This window comes from Saccharopolyspora terrae, assembly GCF_004348435.1.
GTDB lineage: Bacteria > Actinomycetota > Actinomycetes > Mycobacteriales > Pseudonocardiaceae > Saccharopolyspora > Saccharopolyspora endophytica.
The window spans coordinates 35795-55630 of sequence record NZ_SMKS01000020.1; the positions used below are offsets into that span (position 1 = coordinate 35795).

Consider the following 19836-nt stretch of genomic DNA (forward strand, 5'->3'; position numbering starts at 1 on the left):
TTCGCCGCGCATGAACAGCTCCTAGGCGCTGTTTCGGGTGTGGTCTCAGCTTTCGGCTACCCGTACCGACACGAGGGCCGTTCCTCATCCGTTCTTCATCAGCTGGCGGTGGTGAGCACGGCGTCGCCGCTGCCGGTTCTGCCGAAGATGCGCAGGGTTGGTTCGGTTTCTGGTCGCTGGTCGGCGACGTCCAGGTCGCTGCGCGCGGCACCGGTGGACGAGGTCAGGTCGACCTCGGCGCTCGTGCCCCGGTGGACCGACACCTGCAGCTCGCCAGACCCGGTGATCAGCTCGATCTGCCCGTCGACCGCGTCGGCGAGGGTGATGTCACCGCTGCCGGTGCGCACCAGCACGTCGTCGGAGACCTCGCCGAGCCAGATGGCACCCGACCCGTTGGCCACCGAGGACGGTGCCTCGATGACGCCGACCTCGACGTCACCGCGCCCGGAGCGCGCGTGCACGCCGCCGCGCATGGCGCCCAGCCGGAGGTGCCCGGAGCCGCTGCGCACGGTGGCCCGGTCGGTGGCCTCCTCGATCGAGACGGTGCCCGTCCCGGCCTGCACGTTGACCTTCCCGGCAGAACCGGACACGGCGACCTCGGCGGACCCGCTCTGCACGCCGACCTCGGAGCCCAGCGGCGCCGTGACCCGCACCGCGAGCGGAACTCCGCGCAGCGGTGCGTTCGACGGCGCCCGCACGACCAGCCGGCCGCCGGACATGTCGATGCGCGTGCGGCGCACGGCCTCGATGATCGGCTCGCGCGGCAGGTTGCTCAGGTCGAGCCCGCCGCGGCCGCCGGGCGTGCCGAACTGCTCTGTGACCCAGCTCAGCAGCCCGGACAACCCGTTCTGCCAGTCCTGCCCGCCCGCGCTCGGGTCGTGCCGGACCTCGACGTGGGTCATCGCCGTGTCGGTCAGCTCGACCACGACCGAGCCGCGGTTGTTGCCGATGTCGATGCGGATCGGAGCGGCGGAGTCGAAGTCCTGGCTGCGCAGCAGATCCGTCAGTTCTTCCTCGGCCTCGGACCACTCCTGGTCGAGGTCGGGTTCGTCGTTGTTGTCGGTCATCTCAACTCGCCCTTCCGCCATGTGACCGGATCAGCCCTGCACCCAGCCGCGAACGCGGGAGCCGCCGCCTTCGCCACCGGGCCAGCCGCCGAAGTCGGGCCCGTCCCACGGTCCGCCGCGACCACGCCCGTGGCCGTGACCGCCGTGCCCGTGTCCGCCGCGTCCGCGACGCGGCCTGTCCCACGGGCCCCCGCGTCCGCCTCCGCGCAGCGCGCCCTGCACGGCCTGCGCGACGAAGGTGTTCAGCGACACGCCCTGGGCGGACGCGGCCTGCTCGGCCTGGGACTTGATCTCCTCCACCAGCCGCAGGGTGATGCGGCTGATGTCGCCGTTGTCGCCGCTGGGCGGCGGAGGCGGCGGTGGTTCGGTCTCGTCCTCGGTGTGCGACGGGCTGCCGCCGCCGCTGACCACGACGCGGACGTCGCGGCCGTCCAGTCGGAGGTCCACGACCTGGCCGTCGAGGCTCGTCGTGACCTCGGCTGCCAGGTCGGACAGTGCGTTCATGATCGCCAGCCGTGCGGCCGGCTCGATCGCGCCGGACAGCACCGCCGCCGTCTGCCGCGTCTGGTCGTCGCCGGCGGCAGCGGCGGAGGTGAGGTCTTCGCGAAGCTGGTCGATGTACGGGTTCAAGTCCATGACACCACTATGGCGGCATCCGTGACGTCATGCAAACACCCGATGGTGTCAACTGGCGTCAGGCGATCTTGTCGGGCCAGCCGGTTAGGCTTTCGGGCAACACATGGGGAGTCGTGAGAAGCAGGAAAGGGGCACGCCCGTCGTGACCGAGATCGTGCGGCCGAAAGTGCAGCTGATCGGCAAGACCGAGTTCTTCCCGCCGGAAGACGTGGACTGGTCGACCGACGCCGACGGTGGGCAGGCGCTGGCCGAGTTCGCCGGTCGTGCGTGCTACCAGTCGTGGCGCAAGCCGAACCCGGCGACCGCCACCAACGCCGGATACCTCAAGCACATCCTGGAGGTGGGTCACCTGTCCGTGCTGGAGCACGGGACGGTGTCGTTCTACCTGACCGGGATGTCCCGCTCGTTGACCCACGAGCTGATCCGCCACCGGCACTTCTCCTACTCGCAGCTCTCGCAGCGCTACGTCCCGGAGCGGGACGCGGCGATGGTCGAGCCCGACGTCATCGCCGAGGACCCGGAGCTGCACGAGAAGTTCGTGCAGGCCGCCGAGGCGAGCGTGCAGGCCTACAGCGACCTGCTGGCGGCGCTGGAGGAGAAGTTCGCCGACGAGCCGAAGATGACGCTGCGCCGAAAGCAGGCCCGGCAGGCCGCCCGCTCGGTGCTGCCCAACGCCACGGAGACCCGCATCGTGGTCAGCGGCAACTACCGCGCTTGGCGGCACTTCATCGCGATGCGCGCCTCCGAGCACGCCGACGTGGAGATCCGCGGCCTGGCGGTGGAGTGCCTGAAGCAGCTCCAGAAGGCCGTGCCGAACGTCTTCAGCGACTTCGAGATCACCACGTTGAAGGACGGCACGGAGGTAGCCTCCAGCCCCTTCGTCACCGAAGGCTGACGAACGCCTGATCGGTGGTCTGTTTGCTTGGCGGTGCGGGTGGCGGAACCTGACACGCCTTCTGGACTCCGGTGCGCCACTCCTGATGCATGCCAATGCACGGCGTCGCGGCGTACTCGCCAGAAGACGTGTCAGAACCCGCGGCGGTGCGGGCTGCGAGGGTGGCTCCTCACGCCTCGCGGCTGCGCCGCTTGCGCCCGTCGAAGTTTGAGGAACGGCACCCGTGGGACACCGCGGGTGCCGTTTTCGTCTCGATCGCGGACACGTCCGACGCTCGGGAAGATCGGCGTTTAGAGTGGGCGCCATGGGTGTCGCCAGCGAAGAACGCCAGCTGTTGTGCGAGCTGTTCGAGCAAGTCGGCCCGGACGCGCCGACGCTGTGCGAGGGGTGGACGACCAGGGACCTCGCGGTGCACCTGGTCGTGCGCGAACGCCGTCCGGACGCGTTGGCGGGCCGGCTGATCAAGGCGCTGGCCGAGCGCGGTGAGCGCGCCGAGCAGGAGCTGCGCGAGCTGGCCTGGCCGGAGCTGGTCGACCAGGTGCGTCAGGGGCCGCCCAAGTGGAACCCGATGAGCATCGGCGGGGTCGACGAGACGGTCAACGCCGCCGAGTTCTTCGTGCACCACGAGGACGTGCGCCGCGCGCAGCCGAACTGGCAGCCGCGCCCGTCCGACGAGACCCGCGACGAGGCCCTGTGGAAGTCGCTGGGCCGGGTCGCGCGGATGTTCTACGGCCGCAGCCCGGTGGGCGTGGTGCTGCGCCGCACCGACGGCACCGAGATCCCGGCCAAGCGCGGCCCGCGCACGGTGCGCATCATCGGCGAGCCCAGCGAGCTGCTCCTGCAGGCGTTCGGCCGGCGTGAAACCAAGGTCACCTTCGAGGGCAACGAGGCCGACATCATGGCCATGCAGGACCTGCGCCGCTCGTTCTGAAAAACTGCTCGTCAGAGCACCGCTGAGCCGAAAGAAACACGGCCGTTCGAGCCCCTCGGGAACGCCTTTCCGGCGGGCTCGGTTCAGCTCGGTCCGGCTGTCTTCAGCAGGTCACTGACCAGGTAGCGTCAGGACCATGACCGACTGCCCCACCGCCATTCCGGGCCGCCCGTTCGGCCGCGTCCTGACCGCCATGGTCACGCCGTTCGACGAAGACGGAAAGGTCGACCTCAAAGTGGCGCAGGAGCTCGCCGCTTACCTGGTCGACAACGTCGGCAACGACGGGTTGGTCGTCAACGGCACCACCGGTGAGAGCCCCACCACCACCGACCAGGAGAAGGAACAGCTCCTGCGCGCGGTGGTCGAGGCCGTGGGCGACCGGGCGACGGTCGTCGCCGGTGCCGGCACGAACAACACCGAGCACTCCGTGGAGCTGGCGCGCTCCGCTGAGAAGGCCGGTGCGCACGGCCTGCTGGTCGTGACCCCCTACTACTCCCGGCCGCCGCAGGAAGGCCTCTACCAGCACTTCTGGACCGTCGCCGACGCGACCGACCTGCCGGTGATGCTCTACGACATCCCGCCGCGCAGCGTGGTGCCGATCCAGGTCGACACCCTCAAGCGGCTGGCCGAGCACCCGCAGATCGTCGCGGTCAAGGACTCCAAGCACGACCTGTGGGCGGGCAGCGAGGCGATGAACGACGCGGGTCTGGCCTACTACTCCGGCGAGGACCCGCTGAACCTGCCGTGGCTGTCGGTGGGTGCGGTCGGCTTCGTCAGCGTGATCGGCCACGTGGTCGGCGACCGGCTCCGCAAGATGCTCGACGCCTACGAATCCGGTGACGTCGCAAGCGCTCTGGAAGTCCACAAGGGACTCCTCCCGGTCTACCGGTCGATGAACTTCGTCGGTGGCGTCATCTTCGCCAAGACCGCTCTGCGGCTGTGCGGCTACGAGACGGGGCAGCCGAGGCTGCCGCTCCCGGCCGCCACCGAGGAGCAGGTGCGGTTGATCACCAGTGACCTGTGGGATGCTGGTTTGGTATTGGTCAACCCGGACGCAGCACAGAGGTGACACAGCGTTGAGCGCACAGGCGACAGCCACCGAGTACCACCCGGTGACGCCGACTTCGTCGGCACCACCACGCCCGTTGGCCGAAGGTGGTCTCAGGGTCGTCGCGCTCGGTGGCATCGGCGAGGTCGGCCGGAACATGACGGTCTTCGAGTACGAGGGCCGGCTGCTGATCGTCGACTGCGGCGTGCTGTTCCCGGAGGACGACCAGCCCGGCGTGGACCTGATCCTGCCGGACTTCGGCGCGATCGAGGACCGGCTGGACGACATCGAGGCCCTGGTCCTCACGCACGGCCACGAGGACCACATCGGTGCGGTGCCGTTCCTGCTGCGGCTGCGGCCGGATTTGCCGGTGGTCGGCTCGAAGTTCACGCTGGCGCTGCTGGCGGCCAAGTGCCGCGAGCACCGGCTGAACCCGCAGCTGATCGAGGTCGCCGAGGGCCAGCGCAGCGCGCACGGCTCCTTCGACCTGGAGTTCTTCGCGGTCAACCACTCGATCCCGGACGCGCTGGCGGTGGCCATCCGCACGCCCGCCGGGGTCGTGCTGCACACCGGTGACATCAAGCTGGACCAGCTGCCGCTGGACAACCGGCTGACCGATCTGGCGGGTTTCTCCCGGCTGGGCGACGAGGGCGTCGACCTGTTCCTGGTCGACTCCACCAACGCCGAGGTGCCGGGCTTCGTCACGCCGGAGCGCGAGATCGGCCCGGTCCTGGACCGGGTGATCGGCAAGGCGACGCAGCGGGTCATCGTGGCCTGCTTCGCCAGCCACGTGCACCGCGTGCAGCAGGTGCTGGAGGTCGCGCAGACGCACGGCCGCAAGGTCTGCTTCGTGGGCCGGTCGATGGTGCGCAACATGGGCATCGCCTCTGATCTGGGGATGCTGGACGTGCCGGAGGGCCTGCTCGTCGACCTGGACCAGGCGCTGGAGATGCCGGAGTCCGAGGTCGCGTTCGTCTCGACGGGGTCGCAGGGCGAGCCGCTGTCGGCGCTGTCGCGGATGGCGCGCGGCGAGCACCGCCAGATCGGCATCCGCGCCGGTGACACGGTGGTGCTGGCGAGCTCGCTGATCCCGGGCAACGAGACGGCCGTGTTCGGCGTGGTCAACGGCCTGGTCCGGCTGGGCGCCCAGGTGGTGCACCAGGGCCACGCGAAGGTCCACGTCTCCGGTCACGCTTCCGCCGGCGAGCTGCTGTACCTGTACAACGCGGTGCGCCCGAGCAACGTGATGCCGGTGCACGGCGAGTGGCGCCACCTGCGCGCGAACGCCGAACTGGCCCGGTTGACGGGTGTTCCCGCTGATCGCGTGGTCATCGCCGAGGACGGCGTGGTGGTCGACATGGTGGACGGCATCGCGAGCATCGCGGGCCGCGTCGAGGTCGGTCACGTCTACGTCGACGGCCTGTCGGTGGGCGACGTCGGCGAGTCGACGCTGTCGGACCGGTTGGTGCTGGGTGAGGGCGGTTTCATCGCGATCACCGTCGCGGTGGACGCGACGAACGGGCGCGCGGTCTCGTCGCCGACGATCTCCGGCCGCGGTTTCTCGGACGACCCGAAGGCGCTGGACGAAGTGGTGCCGCTGGTGGAGATGGAGCTGGCGCGCACCGAGGCCGAGGGCATCACCGACACGCACCGCATCGCGCAGTCGGTGCGGCGGGTCGTGGGCCGCTGGGTGGCCGAGAAGTACCGCCGCCGCCCGATGATCGTGCCGAACGTGCTTCCCGTCGGTTCCTGATCTCGTAGCTTGAACGGGGTGGCTCGGAAATCCTTCCGGGCCACCCCTTCGCACGTCCGCATCACCCCGGGTAACCGGGCTTGGCTGGGTGGACATCGTGATCGGTGCTCGTTTCCAATCGCCCGTTACCCGGTCGTGCGGGAGTCCTCTGAGGAATGCCCGATTTCGCCGTGCACGCTGGGTGTTTTCGAACACCTGACGAGTGGAGTCCGTGGCACGTTGGCGTGATCCACCGAGCTGGGTGGCAAGTCCGCTGCCAGGGTGAATTCCGCCGGTTCGAGCTCGCTTCGTTCCGCTGGAAAACCACTCGCAAGATTGGGGTCTGAAGGTGCGTACTTCCGCTCGACTTTTCGGCGCTGCCGCCGCTGCAACTGCACTCATGGCCATCGGGGGCCCGGCATTCGCTGACAGCTCGGACAACGACGGGGTCAACCTGCTCAACGACAACAACGTGAGCGTTCTGCCGGTTCAGGCGTGCGGCAACAACGTCGCGGTCCTGGGGGCTGCGGCTCCGATCGCGTCTCCGCAGGACAGCGCCTGCGTCAACGCGCCGATCACCGAAGGCTGAGCCGACTCGGCACGTCGAAGAGGGGCTGATCTCCCGGGAGAGGTCAGCCCCTCTTCACGTCTCAGACGCGGGCAGCCGGGCGGGTGAGCAGCCGGATCATCTCGTTGATCGTCCCGACGAGCTTCCGCGAGTCGGCCGGTGCCAGCGTGTACCACTCGCGGCCGTCGCGACCCGGCTTGCGCTGGGCCACGTAGCAACCGGCTTCGGTGGCGAAGAACTGCAGGTTGAACGGCAGCGAACGCGTCCGCCGGACCTTCTGGTCGTAGGCGCGCACGGTGATCAGCCCTTCCAGTCCGCGCTTCGCGGTGAAGGCGTTCATCAGCGTTTTCGCCTGCGCACCGCGGACTCCGGCGTAGCCCAGCGCCGAGGACAGGGTCCGCGCGGAGCCGCCCATCCGCGTGGTCACCTGCTCCAGGTGCGCGTAGGGGATCGACACCGACGCGTCCTCGGCGGCGGTGACCTTGCCGAGCAGGTTGATGGCGTTGCCCGCCGGACCACCGTGCTCGTGCCGCTTGATGCGGATGTCCCGCAGGTCGTCGGGGGTTTCGCCGTCGGCCTGGTACGCCTGGACGGTGCTGCGGCCGTACTCGACGAGCACGGCGTTGAAGTCCTCGCCCTCGCGCGCGTGGACCGCGACCCCGATCGCCAGCGGCGGCCGGGCCAGGAGGTGGACGGCCTCCTCGACGAACGGGTGCAGCTCGTCGCCGTCGAACAGGCTCTGCTGGATGAGCTGGCGCCGACCGAGTTCGGCCGCCTCGCGGCGGTCTTCGTCGGTGGCGTCCAGCGGCAACCAGCCGACCCGCAGCAGGGGGTGCAGCTGCAGGTCGAACCGGGTGCAGAGGTAGTTCGCGGCGGCGGGAGGCAGGCTCAGTTCACGCCTGGCCACGAATCACCGGCCTTGGTCGGCGTCACCGAAGACGGGTGGTGCGGTGCGCTGCATGTCGTTGGTGAACACGTCGTCCTGCTCGACGAGCCAGCCGGGACGCTGGTGCTCCTGCTCCTCGGACTCGCCCTGCTTGCCGCGCCCGGCACCGGCACCCGCCCCGGGTGCACCGGCCTGGCCACCACGACCGGCGGCACCACCGGAGGCGTTCGCGCCACCGGCACCACCGAGACCGCCCATCCCGGCCCGGCCACCGGCACCGCGACCCGCGGGCGCGCCTGCGCCTTCGGCACCGCGACGACCACCGGGGCCGCCGTTGGGGGAGAGGGCCCAGCGACCGTTGTGGGGGTTCTGCCGCTCCCACGCGCCGGTCTGCGGGTTCTGCCGGAACAGCGTCCCGTCGGGACCGCGCACGACACCCGGCGGAAGTCCGGGAGCCGTCGGGGTCGGAGTCGCCCAGGACGGGTTCGACGCGGCCGGCGCGGACGGTGCGTGCACCGCGGGCGCCGCGCTCGGAGCCGATGCCCAAGCCGACGACGTGCTCGACGGTGCGGAGTAGGCGCCACCCGAGTACGAAGAACCGCTGTCACCAGCGGAATACGTGCCCGAAGTCGGGTAGGACGACACCGGCGGAGCCGCGGGCGGCGGCTGGTCGGCGGGCTGGAACTCCGGCAGCCGCGCGATGACGCCCTCGGTCTGCTGGCTGTAGCGCTCCATGACCTGGTTGGCCTGCTGGTTGGTGTCCACGTAGGCCTGCTGCCGGTCCTCGTAGTCCGACATCCACCCGGTCACCGGGTTCGAGTCGAGACCCCAGTCCTCGACCCACCCCTTCTGCGGCGGGTCGAGAATGGCGCCCTGCCCGCTCGGCAGCGGATCGTCCTTGACCGGCAGAGCCTGAAAAGCCTCACGCTGGTAGGTGTTCTGCTCTTCCAGGGCGGCTTTGACCCCGCGCGAGGTCTCGGCCGCAGCCCGAGCGAGCGGCTGGATCTCGGAGATGGAGGCGTTGGCGGCCTCGGCGGCACGACCCGTGTGCGCGGCCTCCGCATCGCGCAGCGCTGCGGCGATGTCCTCAACCATCTGGTCGAACGCCTTCGCAGCGTTCTCCCAGCGCTTCACACCCTCGTCGGTGGGCGAGGGCAGGCTGGCGGCGTCCGGGGACCCGCCCATCTGCTTGCGGTATTCCTTAGCGCTACTCGCATAGCACATGTCGAGCATGTGTCTTGTCCCCCAATGGCTACTTCGAAGCAGGAAGGGTTGGAACGGCGGCTTCGAGCGCCTTCTGCGCGATGCCGCAGGCGTCTTGACTCGTGTCCATCACATGGGCCTGTGCGGACAAGATCTGACCTTCCTTCGTAGCGAGGAAGATGTCGCAAGTGCCGTCCTGCTTCGGGTCGCCCTGGTTGGCCCGCACCGACGGGTGTCCTGTGATGGAAAGTTCCTGGAAATCGACGTACTTCGACTTGTTGTCGAGGTACGCCTGGAGCGAGCGGCCATCGAGCGGAGTTAGCGACAGGCGGTTCTTGCCGTCTTCGGAGTTCCAGACGCACGGCGAGGGAGCTTCCGGGTCCAGCGGATCGGACTGCTCCTTGCCTTGCGGGGCAAGGCCGAGCCCGGTCGCGGCGTCGGCGGGCAGAAGGCCGCATCGGTCCGTCGCCATCGCGTCCTTCGGTGCGCTGATCGTGACACCGCTCGGCTGCTGCGTCTCCGGTGCGGGGGAGCCTTCGGTTCCACCACCACTACCGCCGCAGGAGGTGAGGGCGCTGCAGATGAAGGCTGCGCCTGCACAGAAGATCGCGCTGCGCTTGACCACTTCACTCCTCGTCGTCACGGTTCGGATCACGCCCGGCACATTAGCTTGCGACATGGCGCTGGACGTCACTTCCGTGCTCGTCCGCAGCCTGGTACTCGGCGAGGACCGCGTTGTAGGCGTCGATCTTCTCCTGAAGCTTCTTGGTCAGATTGTGCGCCGTCATCCGCAACGAGCCCGTTTCGCCCGCTGCCCGTTCGGTGATCGCCAGGCGCGCCTTGTTCGTGTAGGTGTCCTTGGCCGTCAGCTCGCCGGGCTCCACACGTGCTGCACTGTCGACCATGGCGAGGGCGTCGTCCCGGATCTTCTCCAAGCGTTTGATCGCACTCTGCAGTCCCGCAGGATCGACTACGAACCCGGCCACGGCGGTGTTCCCCCTACTTCGAATGACACGTCCGGCTGTGGTCCATCTTCTGTGATCAGGCTTGGTGATCACAGCGTTTTGGACCGGCGCACATTATGAACGCGATCACCCTACTGAGTGAGCCGATTCGGGGGTCGCGTCACCTGGATGTCGCAATCCACGAGCGGAGCTTCGCGCGGACCTGGGCGTTTCGCCTCGGTCGCCCGCTGGTGAGGACGTGCGAAGGGACGCCTCGGTGGTCGGAGGCGCCCCTCGCACGTAGTGCTCTTCAGCCCTTGGGGGTTTTGAGGTGGGTTAAGAAGGTGGACCAGGTGGTGCTGTCGAAGACCAGGGTTCCGCCGTTCCGGTCCTTGGTGTCCCGGACGCCGATGGCGGTGCTGGTGATCGCGACTTCGACGCACTCGTCCTGCGTCGCGCTGTAGCTGCTCTTGAACCACTTCGCGTCCGAGAGGACACGTCCTTCGATCATGGTGCGACCTCGCGTCTACTCCGAGTACTGATTGCGCACCGATCGTAGGACTTTCAGAGAGTCTTTCGGGGAGAGTGAAGCTGCCTGCAGCTGATCCCACAGTCTGGCGTAGGCCAAGACCGCGTCCTTGGCGTCCAAGTACCGTGCGTCGTCCAGGCATTCGACGTAGACGAATTCGAGCGGCGCGGCGATCCCGTTCGACGGGATGCGAAGCATGGTGAAGCCGTACGAGGTCCCGCCCGGAGGCGCTTCCACGTCGAAGGGCAGGACCTGGACGTTGATGTTGTGCTGCAGGGCCATCTCGGCGAGGTGGTCGAGCTGGTCGCGCATGACCTCGGGGGTTCCGACCCTGCGTCGCAGGCACGATTCCGACAGCAGGAACGAGGCGGTCGGCGGCTCGTCCCGCGTCAGGATCGCCTGCCGTTCCTGCCTCGCGGCCACGTTGGCGTCGATGTCCTCGCTCTCGCGCCTGGCCGAGGAGGTGTCCATCGCCCTGATGTACCCCTCGGTCTGCAGGATTCCCGGCACGATCTCGCCTTTGACCTGGCGGATCTCCTCGGCATCGGTTTCCAGGTCGACGTACATGCGGAACCACTCGGGGAAGACCGCGCGGTAATCGCCCCAGCGGCCCCGGCTGCTGCGGGTCTTGGCGAGCTCGAACATCCACTGCATCTCGTCGGGGTCGACCTCGTAGAACTCCAGCAGGAGCTTGAGATCTCCCTTGGAGATGCCGCCCTGGCCCAGCTCCAACCGGCTGATCTTGCCGATTCCGGCGTCCAGTGCGTCGGCGGCTTCGGCCTGCTCCCGGCCGGCTTTGATGCGCACGTGACGCATTTCGTTGCCGAGCTGAAGTCGCCGCACGGTGGGTGTCGCCATCGATCGCCTCCGAATCCGATCTTGTTCACTCGCAAGTGTTCCGGATTCGAGTTCGCGGGAACATCACTCGATTCGGCAATTCCATAATCCGCGATCGCAGATTTAAGTTGATCAGCACAGTCGATCTGACAGAGCGGAGTGCGCCGATGAACTTCGAGCCAGCGCGGCATTACTGGCTGCCGACCCCGAATCCGGATTCCGGCGTCTTCGCGCGCCACGCGTTCCGGGGACGTCGTTGGGAACGGCAGTCGGCCGACACGACCGTCTGCGGTGTCGAGGTCGCGATGGCCACTCCCACCGACCTCGACTGGGTCAGAGCCCCCACCTGCGGTGAGTGCAACCGAACTCTCATATCGGAGCTCAACGGTCGCACCTGAAGCCCGTTTCGACGCCGACTTCCCCCGACAGGCGTCGAAACCGCGAAAGGTCGGCCGGCGCGCCATCTCCCTCGCGCCGGCCGACCGCCCCCTCGCATGAGCACGCGGCTCAGGTTCGCAGGAGTTGTTTCCGGATCTCGGGTTTGAGGACCTTGCCGATCTTCGACCGCGGCAGATCGGGCCAGATCTCCAGCTGCTTGGGTGCTTTCACGCTGCCCAGCCGCTCCTTGACGAACGCCGCGAGCTCGCCGGACTCGGCCCGCCCACCGGCGCGCAGCTGCACCACCGCCGTGACCCGCTCGCCCCACTTCTCGTCCGGCAGGCCGAGCACGGCGCAGTCCTGCACGGCGCCGTGCTCGCGCAGGGTCTGCTCCACCTCGGCGGAGTAGACGTTGAACCCGCCGGTGATGATCATGTCCTTGGCGCGGTCGACGATGAACAGGAAGTTCTCGGCGTCGAGGTAGCCGATGTCGCCGGTGTGGTGCCAGCCGTGCGCGCTGACTTCCTCGGTGGCGGACGGGTTCTCGTGGTAACCGGCCATGACCAGCGGGCCGCGCACCACGATCTCGCCGCGCTCGCCCCTGGGCAGCAGCGCGCCGGACTCGTCCATGACCGCCACCTGCGTCAGCGGGCTCGGCCTCCCCGCGGACGAAAGCCGTTCCACCGCCACCGAACCGTCCTCGCGGAAGTGATCCGCCGGGGCCATCGTGGCGATCATGTTCGGCGCCTCGGTCTGCCCGAAGAGCTGGCCCAGCACCGGGCCGATCCGCTCCAAGGCCTCCCGCAACCGGGTCGGCGACATCGGGGCGGCGCCGTACCAGAGGCAGCGCAGCGAGCTCAGGTCCGTCGCGTCGAGGTCGGGGTGGTCGAGCAGCCCGTAGATCACGGTCGGAGGCAAGAACGCGTGCGTGATGCGGTGCCGTTCGATCAGCCGCAGGAACTCGCCCAGATCCGGCTCCGGCATGATGACGATCTCGCCGCCCAGCGACAGGATCGGCCAGGTCAGCACGCCTGCCGAGTGGGTGAGCGGAGCCAGCGCCAGGTACCGCGGGCGGTCGCCGAACGGGTAGCTCATCAGCGTCAGCGCGGTCGCCGTGGCCATGTTGGTCCCGGTCAGCCGCACGCCCTTCGGCTCGCCCGTCGTGCCACCGGTTCCGGCGAGCATGCACAGCTCGTCACCGGCGACCGCCGGGGCCTGGCGGCCGGGATCTCCGAGCTCGATCCAGTCGGCGAAGGTCAGCGCGCCGTCGACCTCCCCGTCCAGGCAGACCAGGGTGAGCAGTTCCGGCAGCTCGTGGCGGATGCGCTGCACCAGCGGAGCGAACCGCTCCTGGAACAGCAGGCAGCGGCAGCCGAACATCGACAGCAGCTGCCGGTTCTCCGCCGCCTCGTTGCGCGGGTTCACCGGGCACCACACCGCGCCCGCGCGGGAGATCCCGAAAACGCTGGTCAGGGCGAGCGGATCGTTGCCCGACAACACCGCGACGCGGTCTCCGGGCCGGATTCCCGAGGCCATCAGAGCCCTGGCCATCCGCCAGGACGAGTCCTGCACCTCGGCGTAGGTCAGCGATTCCCCGTTCGTGGTCAGGCAGGGCCGTTCGTCTCCGAGCGAAGCCCCTTTGTCCAGGTATTCGGCCAGCTGCACGGCTACCTCGCTGGGTCGGGCGTGCCGGTCGCCGGACGTCGGCGACCGGCACGGCGGATCACTGGTGGACTTCGACGATCGGGTTGAGCACGAGCCCGAAGGCTCGGAGCGTGCCCAGCAGCTCCCGGTGCCCGAACGCCTGGCAGCCGGAGGCGAAACCCGCTCGGCGGGGGCGGTCCTGCAGCAGGTGAGCGGCCGCGTGCGCGTTGAGCAGCGCGGTCTGCTTGTAGTTGCAGTTGCCGTGGATGACGCAGTGCGCGCGTCCCAGCGGGCCCGAGGCGTGCACCGAATCCAGCGAGGTGTTGATCCGCGGGTTCTCCCTCGGCGGCATCTCGCTTCGAACCTGCGCCGACGTGGCGTCGATGATCTCGTACTTCTCCTGCTCGGACTTGCCCTCCATCTGCTGGAGAGCCGCCGTGACGATCTGCGGGACGGCCTGCATCAGCTCGCGGTTGAACACCCCGCCCGAGGCACGGGCGTTGGCGACCCGGGGATCGTTGCGGAACCACACCGGGTGCGAGGTGCCGCCCCACGGCAGCGCGAGCCCGAGCTCGTGCTGGCCCGGAACGACGACCTCGGCCAGGCCGCCGTCGGCGGGCCACGCCACGTACTGGTTCTGCTCCAGGTAGAAGGCTTCGGCGAACGCCGCGTTGGTCAGGATCGTGTTGGTCGAGGCGACGGTCGGATACCCCTTCCAGAACACCTGGATGTCGAGGGTGTCCAGTCCGGGAGTTTCCAGGCAGATGTTGGCCGCGATCTCGCCGATGGTGTACATCTGCGCCAAACCGGGGGACAGCAGCAGGTCCTGGGCCGCGAAATCGGCGCCGTAGCGCTGTTCCACGTCGATCATCCAGTTCTGCTCGCCGTTGGTGTCGGTGTAGTGCGCGCCGATGTCCAGGCACGCCTGCACGACCTCGTGGCCGTAGCGGGCGAAGGGGCCGACCGTGTTGAGCACGACCTTCGCGCCGCGGAACTGCTCGGCCAGCGCCGAAGCGTCGTGCTCCACCTCGACGATCTCGTGCGGCACGGTCTCCACGCCGGGAACCGCCTCGACGGCTTCCTTGACGCGCTGGTGATCGCGGCCGGCGGCCAGGAACGGGATGTTGTACTCGCGCAGGTATTCGCAGATGAGGCGTCCCGTGTAGCCGGAAGCCCCGTAGACGACGACAGGCTTGTCAGTGCTCACGAATTCGTCCTTTCGCAGTGGAGAAGCGGGTCATTGGATTTCGGGGTGGATGCCTCGTCTTGGAGGACGGGGTGAAACGTGACTGCCGCGTGCGCAATGAGATCTGGGACTGTCGTAGCGATCGGTTTCTCATTTGTGTCGGTGTTGCGTGATAGATGATCTTTATGAGGACGGCGTACAAGGTCCGGGCGTATCCGGATTCTGAGCAGGCGGCCCAGTTGGGCCGCACGTTCGGTTGTGTGCGTCTGGTCTGGAACAAGACGCTCGATGCTCGGCACCGCGCCTACCACGCGCACGGCAAGAAGACCTCGTACAAGGAGACCGATGCCGCGCTCACGGCGTGGAAGAAGACCGAGGAACTGGCGTTTTTGTCCGAGGTCTCGTCCGTTCCGTTGCAGCAGACGTTGCGGCACCAGCACACGGCTTATGCGAACTTCTTCGCCGGGCGTGCGAAATACCCGCGTTTCAAGTCCCGCAACGGGCGCCAATCCGCGCACTACACGCGTTCGGCGTTCACCTTGCGTGGCGGACGCCTGAAGTTGGCCAAGCACGCGAAACCCCTGGTATTCGCGTGGTCCTGGGATGCCGGAATTCTGGCGAGTCTGAATCCGACGATGGTTATCGTGTCGCGGGAACCGGACGGGCGTTGGTACGTGACCTTCGCGGTGGACACCGAAGATCCCGAACCTGCCCCCGAGACAGGCAGAACCGTTGGCGTGGACCTCGGGGTGAAGGACTTCGCGGTCTTGTCCACCGGTGAGAAGGTCCCCAATCCGCGACATATGGACCGCAAGGCTCGCAACCTTGCTCGGTACCAGCGGCAGATGGCACGGAAGCAGCCTGGTAGCGCGAACCGGCGGAAAGCCAAGAACAAGGTCGCCCGCACGCACCGGAAGATTCGCAATGCGCGTGCTGACTTCCTGCACCGCGTTTCGACGCGCCTGGTTCGCGAACACGACGTGATCGCACTTGAAGACCTCAACATCGCGGGCATGAGCAGTAGCGCGAAGGGGACCCCGGACACGCCCGGTCGCAACGTGCGGGCCAAGGCCGGGCTGAATCGCGCGGTGAGGGACGCGGCGTTCGGAGAGTTCCGGCGCCAGCTGGAATACAAGGCCGAACGCGCGGGAAAGCGAGTCGTGGTCATCGACCGCTGGTACCCCTCCAGCAGGACCTGCTCCGCATGCGGGCACCTGCTGAAGAGCTTGACGCTGTCGGTGAGGCACTGGACGTGCCCTGACTGCGGCACCCGGCACGACCGGGACCACAACGCCGCGAAGAACATCCTTGCGGCAGGTCTTGCCGTAGCCGGGGAAACCCCCGGCGATGCCTGTGGAGCTGGTGTAAATCCGCAAGGGGCCTCCCCTCGGTCATCGGCTACGAAGCAGGAAACCCGTCCCGTGAGGTTCGGAATCCCCGGCCATTAGGCAGGGGAGACGTCAAATGCCCATGCCGCCGTCGACCGGGAGTCCTGCTCCGGTGATGTACTTGGCGGCTCCCGAAGCCAGGAACACGACCGCGTCCGCCATGTCGTCGACCTGCCCGAGCCGCCCCTGCGGCGTGAGGTCCACGACCGCCTTGGCGGCTTCCTCGGGGGAGGGGAACAGCCCGATCTCCGCGCAGTCGACGGCGAGCTGGTTGCCCATCGCGGTCGGGGTCAGGCCGGGGTAGATGCAGTTGACGCGAACCCCGTAGCCGAGCTTCCCGGACTCCGCTGCCGCGACCCTGGTCAGCCGGTCGATCGCGGACTTCGTCGCTGAGTAGATCGAGATCCCGGGGAAGGCGATGGTGGCCGCGACGGACGCGACGTTGACCACGGCGCCGCCGTTGCCGGCCGGACCGTCCGGGCGCATGGCGCGGAAGGCGTGCTTGAGCCCCAGCGCCGTGCCGAGCACGTTGACGTCGAGCATCGTGCGGACGTCGGCGGGTTCGAGATCGGCGATGAGGCTGGTGATCTCGACCCCGGCGTTGTTGACCAGCAGGTCGAACCCGCCGAGCGAGGCGATGACCTCCGGGACCGCCGAGGCCCAGCTGTCCTCGTCGGTGATGTCGAGCTTGACGAATTCCGCCGTGGCGCCCTTCGCGCGCAGCGACTCGGCGGTCTGCTTGCCCTCGTCGTCGAGCACGTCGCCGATGGCCACGGCGGCGCCCGCGGCGACCAGCGCCTCGGCCATGCCGGCTCCGAGACCGCGCGCACCCCCTGTGACCAGGGCTCTTCTTCCGGACAGGTCGTAACTGGTCATGCGGAATCTCCTCCTTGAGATCACTGCTGCGCGCTGCCCTCGGACCCGGGGTGCGAGTTGGGTCACACCATAGAAGCGTCTTTTGACAGTCGTCAAGAAATTCTTTGACAACTGTCAAAGGCGAGGGCGGGAGATAGACTGGCGGGCAGCCACAACGCCGGAACCAGCCAGCCGACAGGGACGAACCCGTGACCGAGGTCGCTGAAACCAAGCAGGAGCGGATCGCTCGCCGTCAGGTCGACAAGTTCGAGACGCGACGCAGAGAGCTCGCCGTCGCGACGCTGCAGACCCTCGCCGACCTGGGATACGCGCGCACGAGCCTGCGGGAGATCGCGCAGAACTCCGAGTTCTCGCACGGCGTCCTGCACTACTACTTCGCCGACAAGCGGGACCTGATCACCCAGGCGGTCCGGCAGTACGAAGAGGTCTGCGTGACCCGCTACGACGACGTCGTGGCGAACGCGGGCACGGCCGAAGAGCTCCGGAACGGCTTCGTCGACATGTTCTTCGGGACCCTCAAGGCCGACGCCCACCTGCACCGGCTCTGGTACGACCTGCGCAACCAGAGCCTGTTCGACGAGTCGTTCCGCAACGACGTGCTCGACATCGACGGCCGCAGGCAGGAGATGATCTGGCGCGTTCTGAGCCGCTACGCCGAACTCTCCGGCACCGAGCCGGCCACCTCGCAGGCGACCGCCTACGCGACCCTCGACGGCGTCTTCCAGCTCGCCCTGCTCCACCAACTGTCCGAAATGGACGACCAAGTCGCCGGCCTCGCCCAAGAACTCACCCGGTTGCTCGACCTCCTGGTCGCGAAATAACCGCCAGCGCGAGGAAAACCGGCCGGTTCGGTTCTGCTGGCATCGGCGTCGAAGTCCCCCGGGCCGCTAGTGCCACCTGGTACGCGCCGGGGGGTCTTTCGACTGACGCGATCTTCCAGCACAGGTGGACGGCGCTGAGGGGCCGTTTCCAGCGCACGATCATTCACGCGACCTGTGTGGCGTCGAGGCGAGTGCGCTCAGCCGAAGACGAGGGCTGCCAACCATCGCGCCCCTGAACATGCTCGACGCCTCAGGGTCACTGACTCCAACCGGCCAACAATCACCCCCAGGCTGGGTTTCCCGATTTCAGTGGAAATCAGGGCCCTGACTTCCACTGAAATCCCGGACGCTGGGCGACCGCCACGGGGCTGGGTGGTCCCACGACCCCGGATTACTGCCGTAATCAGGGACCGGATTACTGCCGTAATCCGGTGCTTTGGACAGGACCAGCGGCTCATCGATCCGCGGTTCCGGGCCGGATCCACCGTTCACCGGGCAGTCCCAGGAGGCCGGTCGGGCGTGGGTGTTGCGCAAAAGAAGAACGGGCCCGGTCTCCTGGAGGAGGTCGGGCCCGTTCTTCGTTGCGTCGGTCAGCGGTGGTTGGACTGCAGGGCTTCTCGCAGGACCGCTGGTTGGCCGTGGGCGGACTGGGTGCCCACGGCTTCAGGGGTGGGTTGCGGCAGGGGCTCGCACGTGGTGTCCGGGCCGTCGCCGGGCTGGCGGGCGGGGAGCTTGCCCGTCAGCAGGTAGTCCGCGATCTGGTCGTCCTCGCAGGCGTTCCCGCTCAGCGAGCCCGAGTGGGTGGTGCCGCCGGGGAGGCTGATGAGGCTGGAGTTCGGGAAGCGCTTGCGGGCTTCCAGAGCGCCCGGGAACGGGGTGGCGGCGTCGAGCTCCTCGCTGATGAGCAGCGCGCTCTCGACCTCGCTGCCGTCGACCTCGACCGGCTTGCCCGCCTTGGCGGGCCAGTTCAGGCACGGGGCGTTGTACCAGGCGTTGCCCCAGGTCTCGAAGGGCGCCTTGGCGTGGGTCTCCCAGTTGTCCTTGCGCCACTGCTCCCAGCTGGTCGGCCACTGGATGTCCGTGCACTGCACGCCCGTGTAGATGGCGTAGCCGTTGTCGTCGCCCGGGGCGTTGGTGTCGTCGTAGAGCGCCTTGGCCGGGGCCCAGTCGCCGTTGTTGACCCACGCCGAGAACGCCTGCGCGCGCTCCGGCCAGACCGACGTCGAGTACCCGGCCTGCAGGAACAGGTCCGTCCACTCCGACGAGCCGATCACACCACCGGCGGGCTGCTGGTCGAGCTCGGCGAGCTGGTCGTAGTACTGCTTCTCCACGTCGGCCGCGGTGGTGCCCAGGTGGTAGGTCGCGTCGTTGCGGGCGACCCAGTCGAAGAAGATCTTGATGTTGCGGTCGAAGGCCACGTCCTGGTTCAGGTTCGCCTGGTACCAGATGTCCTCGACGTTGACCACGCCGTCCATCACCACGCGCCGCATCCGCTCCGGGTGCAGCGTGCCGTAGACCTGGCCGAGGTAGGTGCCGTAGGAGAAGCCGTAGTAGTTGATCTGCTCCTGGCCCAGCGCCTCGCGGATGCTGTCCATGTCCTCGACCGAATCGGTGGTCTTGATGTGGTCGAGGAGCTTGCCCGCGTTGCCGCACGCCTTCGCGTAGCCCTCGGTGCGCTCCAGCCAGGTCTTCTCCAGCTCGGGAGTTGGCACGTAGTGCGGGCGGTCGTAGCTGAAGTAGTTCGGGTCGCACGACAGCGCGGGCTCACTGCTGCCCACACCGCGCGGATCGAAGCCGATCCAGTCGTAGGCCGCGCCTGCGTTCTTCGGGACGTACGAGCCGAGCACGCTCAGGTTCAGCCCGGAACCGCCCGGACCACCCGGGTTGACCAGCATGACTCCCTGGTACTGGTCCTCCGGGACGGTGTGCTTGATGCGCGAGACCGCGAGCTTGATCTGCTCGCCCGCCGGGTCGGCGTAGTCCAGCGGAACCGAGACCTTGCCGCACTCGGCACCGGCCTTCTGCAGGGACTCGCTCTCGCACGGGCCCCACTGGATCGGTGCCGGGGTGAATTCGGGTGCCGGCGCGGCGGATGCCGAGCCGACCGTCGGCGATAAGCCGATCAGCAGCCCGAGCGCCAGCGCGGTGGTGGCGACTTTTTTCACGAATCGTCCTCGTCTGTCCGAGTTCTCGCCGGTGACGGCGATGCAGTGTGGACAGTTAACGAGATCGAATCGGTTCAGGGATCGTGATTGGCGAAAAATGGT

General features: G+C 68.0%; 20 protein-coding genes. 8 read left to right on the forward strand and 12 right to left on the reverse strand.

The annotated features are described in order from the left end of the window. Nucleotides 1-98: 98 nt before the first annotated feature. Both E1181_RS13955 and E1181_RS13960 read right to left on the reverse strand, forming a co-directional pair. The gene (locus E1181_RS13955; RefSeq protein WP_165944622.1) at nucleotides 99-1067 is read right to left on the reverse strand and encodes a DUF4097 family beta strand repeat-containing protein; all 969 of its coding nucleotides are present in this window, start codon (nucleotides 1065-1067) and stop codon (nucleotides 99-101) included. 30 nt (nucleotides 1068-1097) lie between these two features. Continuing rightward, a complete protein-coding gene (locus tag E1181_RS13960; RefSeq protein ID WP_132674781.1) occupies nucleotides 1098-1703 on the reverse strand; it encodes a toxin-antitoxin system HicB family antitoxin in 606 nt (201 codons plus the stop codon). Between the two features lie 142 nt (nucleotides 1704-1845). Here E1181_RS13960 and thyX point away from each other — a divergent pair, with 142 nt between their 5' ends. The 5 genes from thyX to E1181_RS13985 all read left to right on the forward strand — a co-directional run bounded on the left by thyX (nucleotide 1846) and on the right by E1181_RS13985 (nucleotide 6898). Continuing rightward, complete coding sequence (thyX, locus tag E1181_RS13965; RefSeq protein ID WP_132674783.1) at nucleotides 1846-2598, forward strand: FAD-dependent thymidylate synthase; 753 nt, start codon at nucleotides 1846-1848, stop codon at nucleotides 2596-2598. Nucleotides 2599-2902: 304 nt separating this feature from the next. Next, entirely contained in the window at nucleotides 2903-3529 is a 627-nt protein-coding gene (locus tag E1181_RS13970; protein WP_132674785.1) for a TIGR03085 family metal-binding protein, read from the forward strand. Between the two features lie 136 nt (nucleotides 3530-3665). Then, nucleotides 3666-4598, forward strand: coding sequence for a 4-hydroxy-tetrahydrodipicolinate synthase (gene dapA / locus E1181_RS13975; protein ID WP_132674787.1), 933 nt, complete (start codon nucleotides 3666-3668; stop codon nucleotides 4596-4598). Nucleotides 4599-4605: 7 nt separating this feature from the next. Then, nucleotides 4606-6330, forward strand: a complete 1725-nt coding sequence (locus E1181_RS13980) for a ribonuclease J (protein ID WP_235876754.1) — start codon at nucleotides 4606-4608, stop codon at nucleotides 6328-6330. 379 nt (nucleotides 6331-6709) lie between these two features. After that, nucleotides 6710-6898 (forward strand): hypothetical protein, encoded by a 189-nt coding sequence (locus tag E1181_RS13985; RefSeq protein ID WP_132674789.1) that lies wholly within the window; start codon nucleotides 6710-6712, stop codon nucleotides 6896-6898. Between the two features lie 61 nt (nucleotides 6899-6959). On the opposite strand, the gene E1181_RS13990 is transcribed toward E1181_RS13985, so the two are convergent. The 6 genes from E1181_RS13990 to E1181_RS14015 form a co-directional block, all read right to left on the reverse strand. Further along, entirely contained in the window at nucleotides 6960-7784 is an 825-nt protein-coding gene (locus E1181_RS13990; protein WP_132674791.1) for an ESX secretion-associated protein EspG, read from the reverse strand. Between the two features lie 3 nt (nucleotides 7785-7787). Then, entirely contained in the window at nucleotides 7788-8948 is a 1161-nt protein-coding gene (locus E1181_RS13995) for a hypothetical protein (RefSeq protein ID WP_207922144.1), read from the reverse strand. A 67-nt stretch (nucleotides 8949-9015) separates the two neighbouring features. After that, on the reverse strand, nucleotides 9016-9591 hold the full coding sequence (locus tag E1181_RS14000) for a DUF3558 family protein (protein WP_165944623.1): 576 nt from the start codon (nucleotides 9589-9591) through the stop codon (nucleotides 9016-9018). Nucleotides 9592-9631: 40 nt separating this feature from the next. Continuing rightward, nucleotides 9632-9952 carry a hypothetical protein gene (locus E1181_RS14005; RefSeq protein WP_132674797.1) on the reverse strand — a complete coding sequence of 107 codons (321 nt, stop codon included), beginning with the start codon at nucleotides 9950-9952 and terminating at the stop codon, nucleotides 9632-9634. Between the two features lie 268 nt (nucleotides 9953-10220). After that, nucleotides 10221-10421: a DUF397 domain-containing protein gene (locus E1181_RS14010; protein WP_132674799.1), complete on the reverse strand. Its 201-nt coding sequence runs from the start codon at nucleotides 10419-10421 to the stop codon at nucleotides 10221-10223. Nucleotides 10422-10436: 15 nt separating this feature from the next. After that, entirely contained in the window at nucleotides 10437-11297 is an 861-nt protein-coding gene (locus E1181_RS14015) for a helix-turn-helix domain-containing protein (RefSeq protein WP_132674801.1), read from the reverse strand. 146 nt (nucleotides 11298-11443) lie between these two features. Between E1181_RS14015 and E1181_RS14020 the strand changes: the two genes are divergently transcribed. Continuing rightward, nucleotides 11444-11674 (forward strand): hypothetical protein, encoded by a 231-nt coding sequence (locus E1181_RS14020; protein WP_132674803.1) that lies wholly within the window; start codon nucleotides 11444-11446, stop codon nucleotides 11672-11674. A gap of 109 nt (nucleotides 11675-11783) precedes the next feature. Here E1181_RS14020 and E1181_RS14025 read toward each other — a convergent pair whose 3' ends face one another. Both E1181_RS14025 and E1181_RS14030 read right to left on the reverse strand, forming a co-directional pair. After that, a complete protein-coding gene (locus E1181_RS14025) occupies nucleotides 11784-13319 on the reverse strand; it encodes an acyl-CoA synthetase (protein ID WP_132674805.1) in 1536 nt (511 codons plus the stop codon). A gap of 58 nt (nucleotides 13320-13377) precedes the next feature. Further along, nucleotides 13378-14505, reverse strand: coding sequence for a DUF5938 domain-containing protein (locus tag E1181_RS14030; protein WP_132674807.1), 1128 nt, complete (start codon nucleotides 14503-14505; stop codon nucleotides 13378-13380). Between the two features lie 164 nt (nucleotides 14506-14669). Here E1181_RS14030 and E1181_RS14035 point away from each other — a divergent pair, with 164 nt between their 5' ends. Continuing rightward, entirely contained in the window at nucleotides 14670-15932 is a 1263-nt protein-coding gene (locus E1181_RS14035) for an RNA-guided endonuclease InsQ/TnpB family protein (RefSeq protein WP_132674809.1), read from the forward strand. A gap of 12 nt (nucleotides 15933-15944) precedes the next feature. On the opposite strand, the gene E1181_RS14040 is transcribed toward E1181_RS14035, so the two are convergent. Then, nucleotides 15945-16748: an SDR family NAD(P)-dependent oxidoreductase gene (locus E1181_RS14040; protein WP_132674811.1), complete on the reverse strand. Its 804-nt coding sequence runs from the start codon at nucleotides 16746-16748 to the stop codon at nucleotides 15945-15947. Nucleotides 16749-16936: 188 nt separating this feature from the next. Here E1181_RS14040 and E1181_RS14045 point away from each other — a divergent pair, with 188 nt between their 5' ends. After that, on the forward strand, nucleotides 16937-17569 hold the full coding sequence (locus E1181_RS14045) for a TetR/AcrR family transcriptional regulator (RefSeq protein WP_132674813.1): 633 nt from the start codon (nucleotides 16937-16939) through the stop codon (nucleotides 17567-17569). A gap of 590 nt (nucleotides 17570-18159) precedes the next feature. Here the strand turns inward: E1181_RS14045 and E1181_RS14050 are convergent. Then, nucleotides 18160-19734 (reverse strand): alpha/beta hydrolase, encoded by a 1575-nt coding sequence (locus E1181_RS14050; protein WP_132674815.1) that lies wholly within the window; start codon nucleotides 19732-19734, stop codon nucleotides 18160-18162. Nucleotides 19735-19836 lie beyond the last annotated feature (102 nt).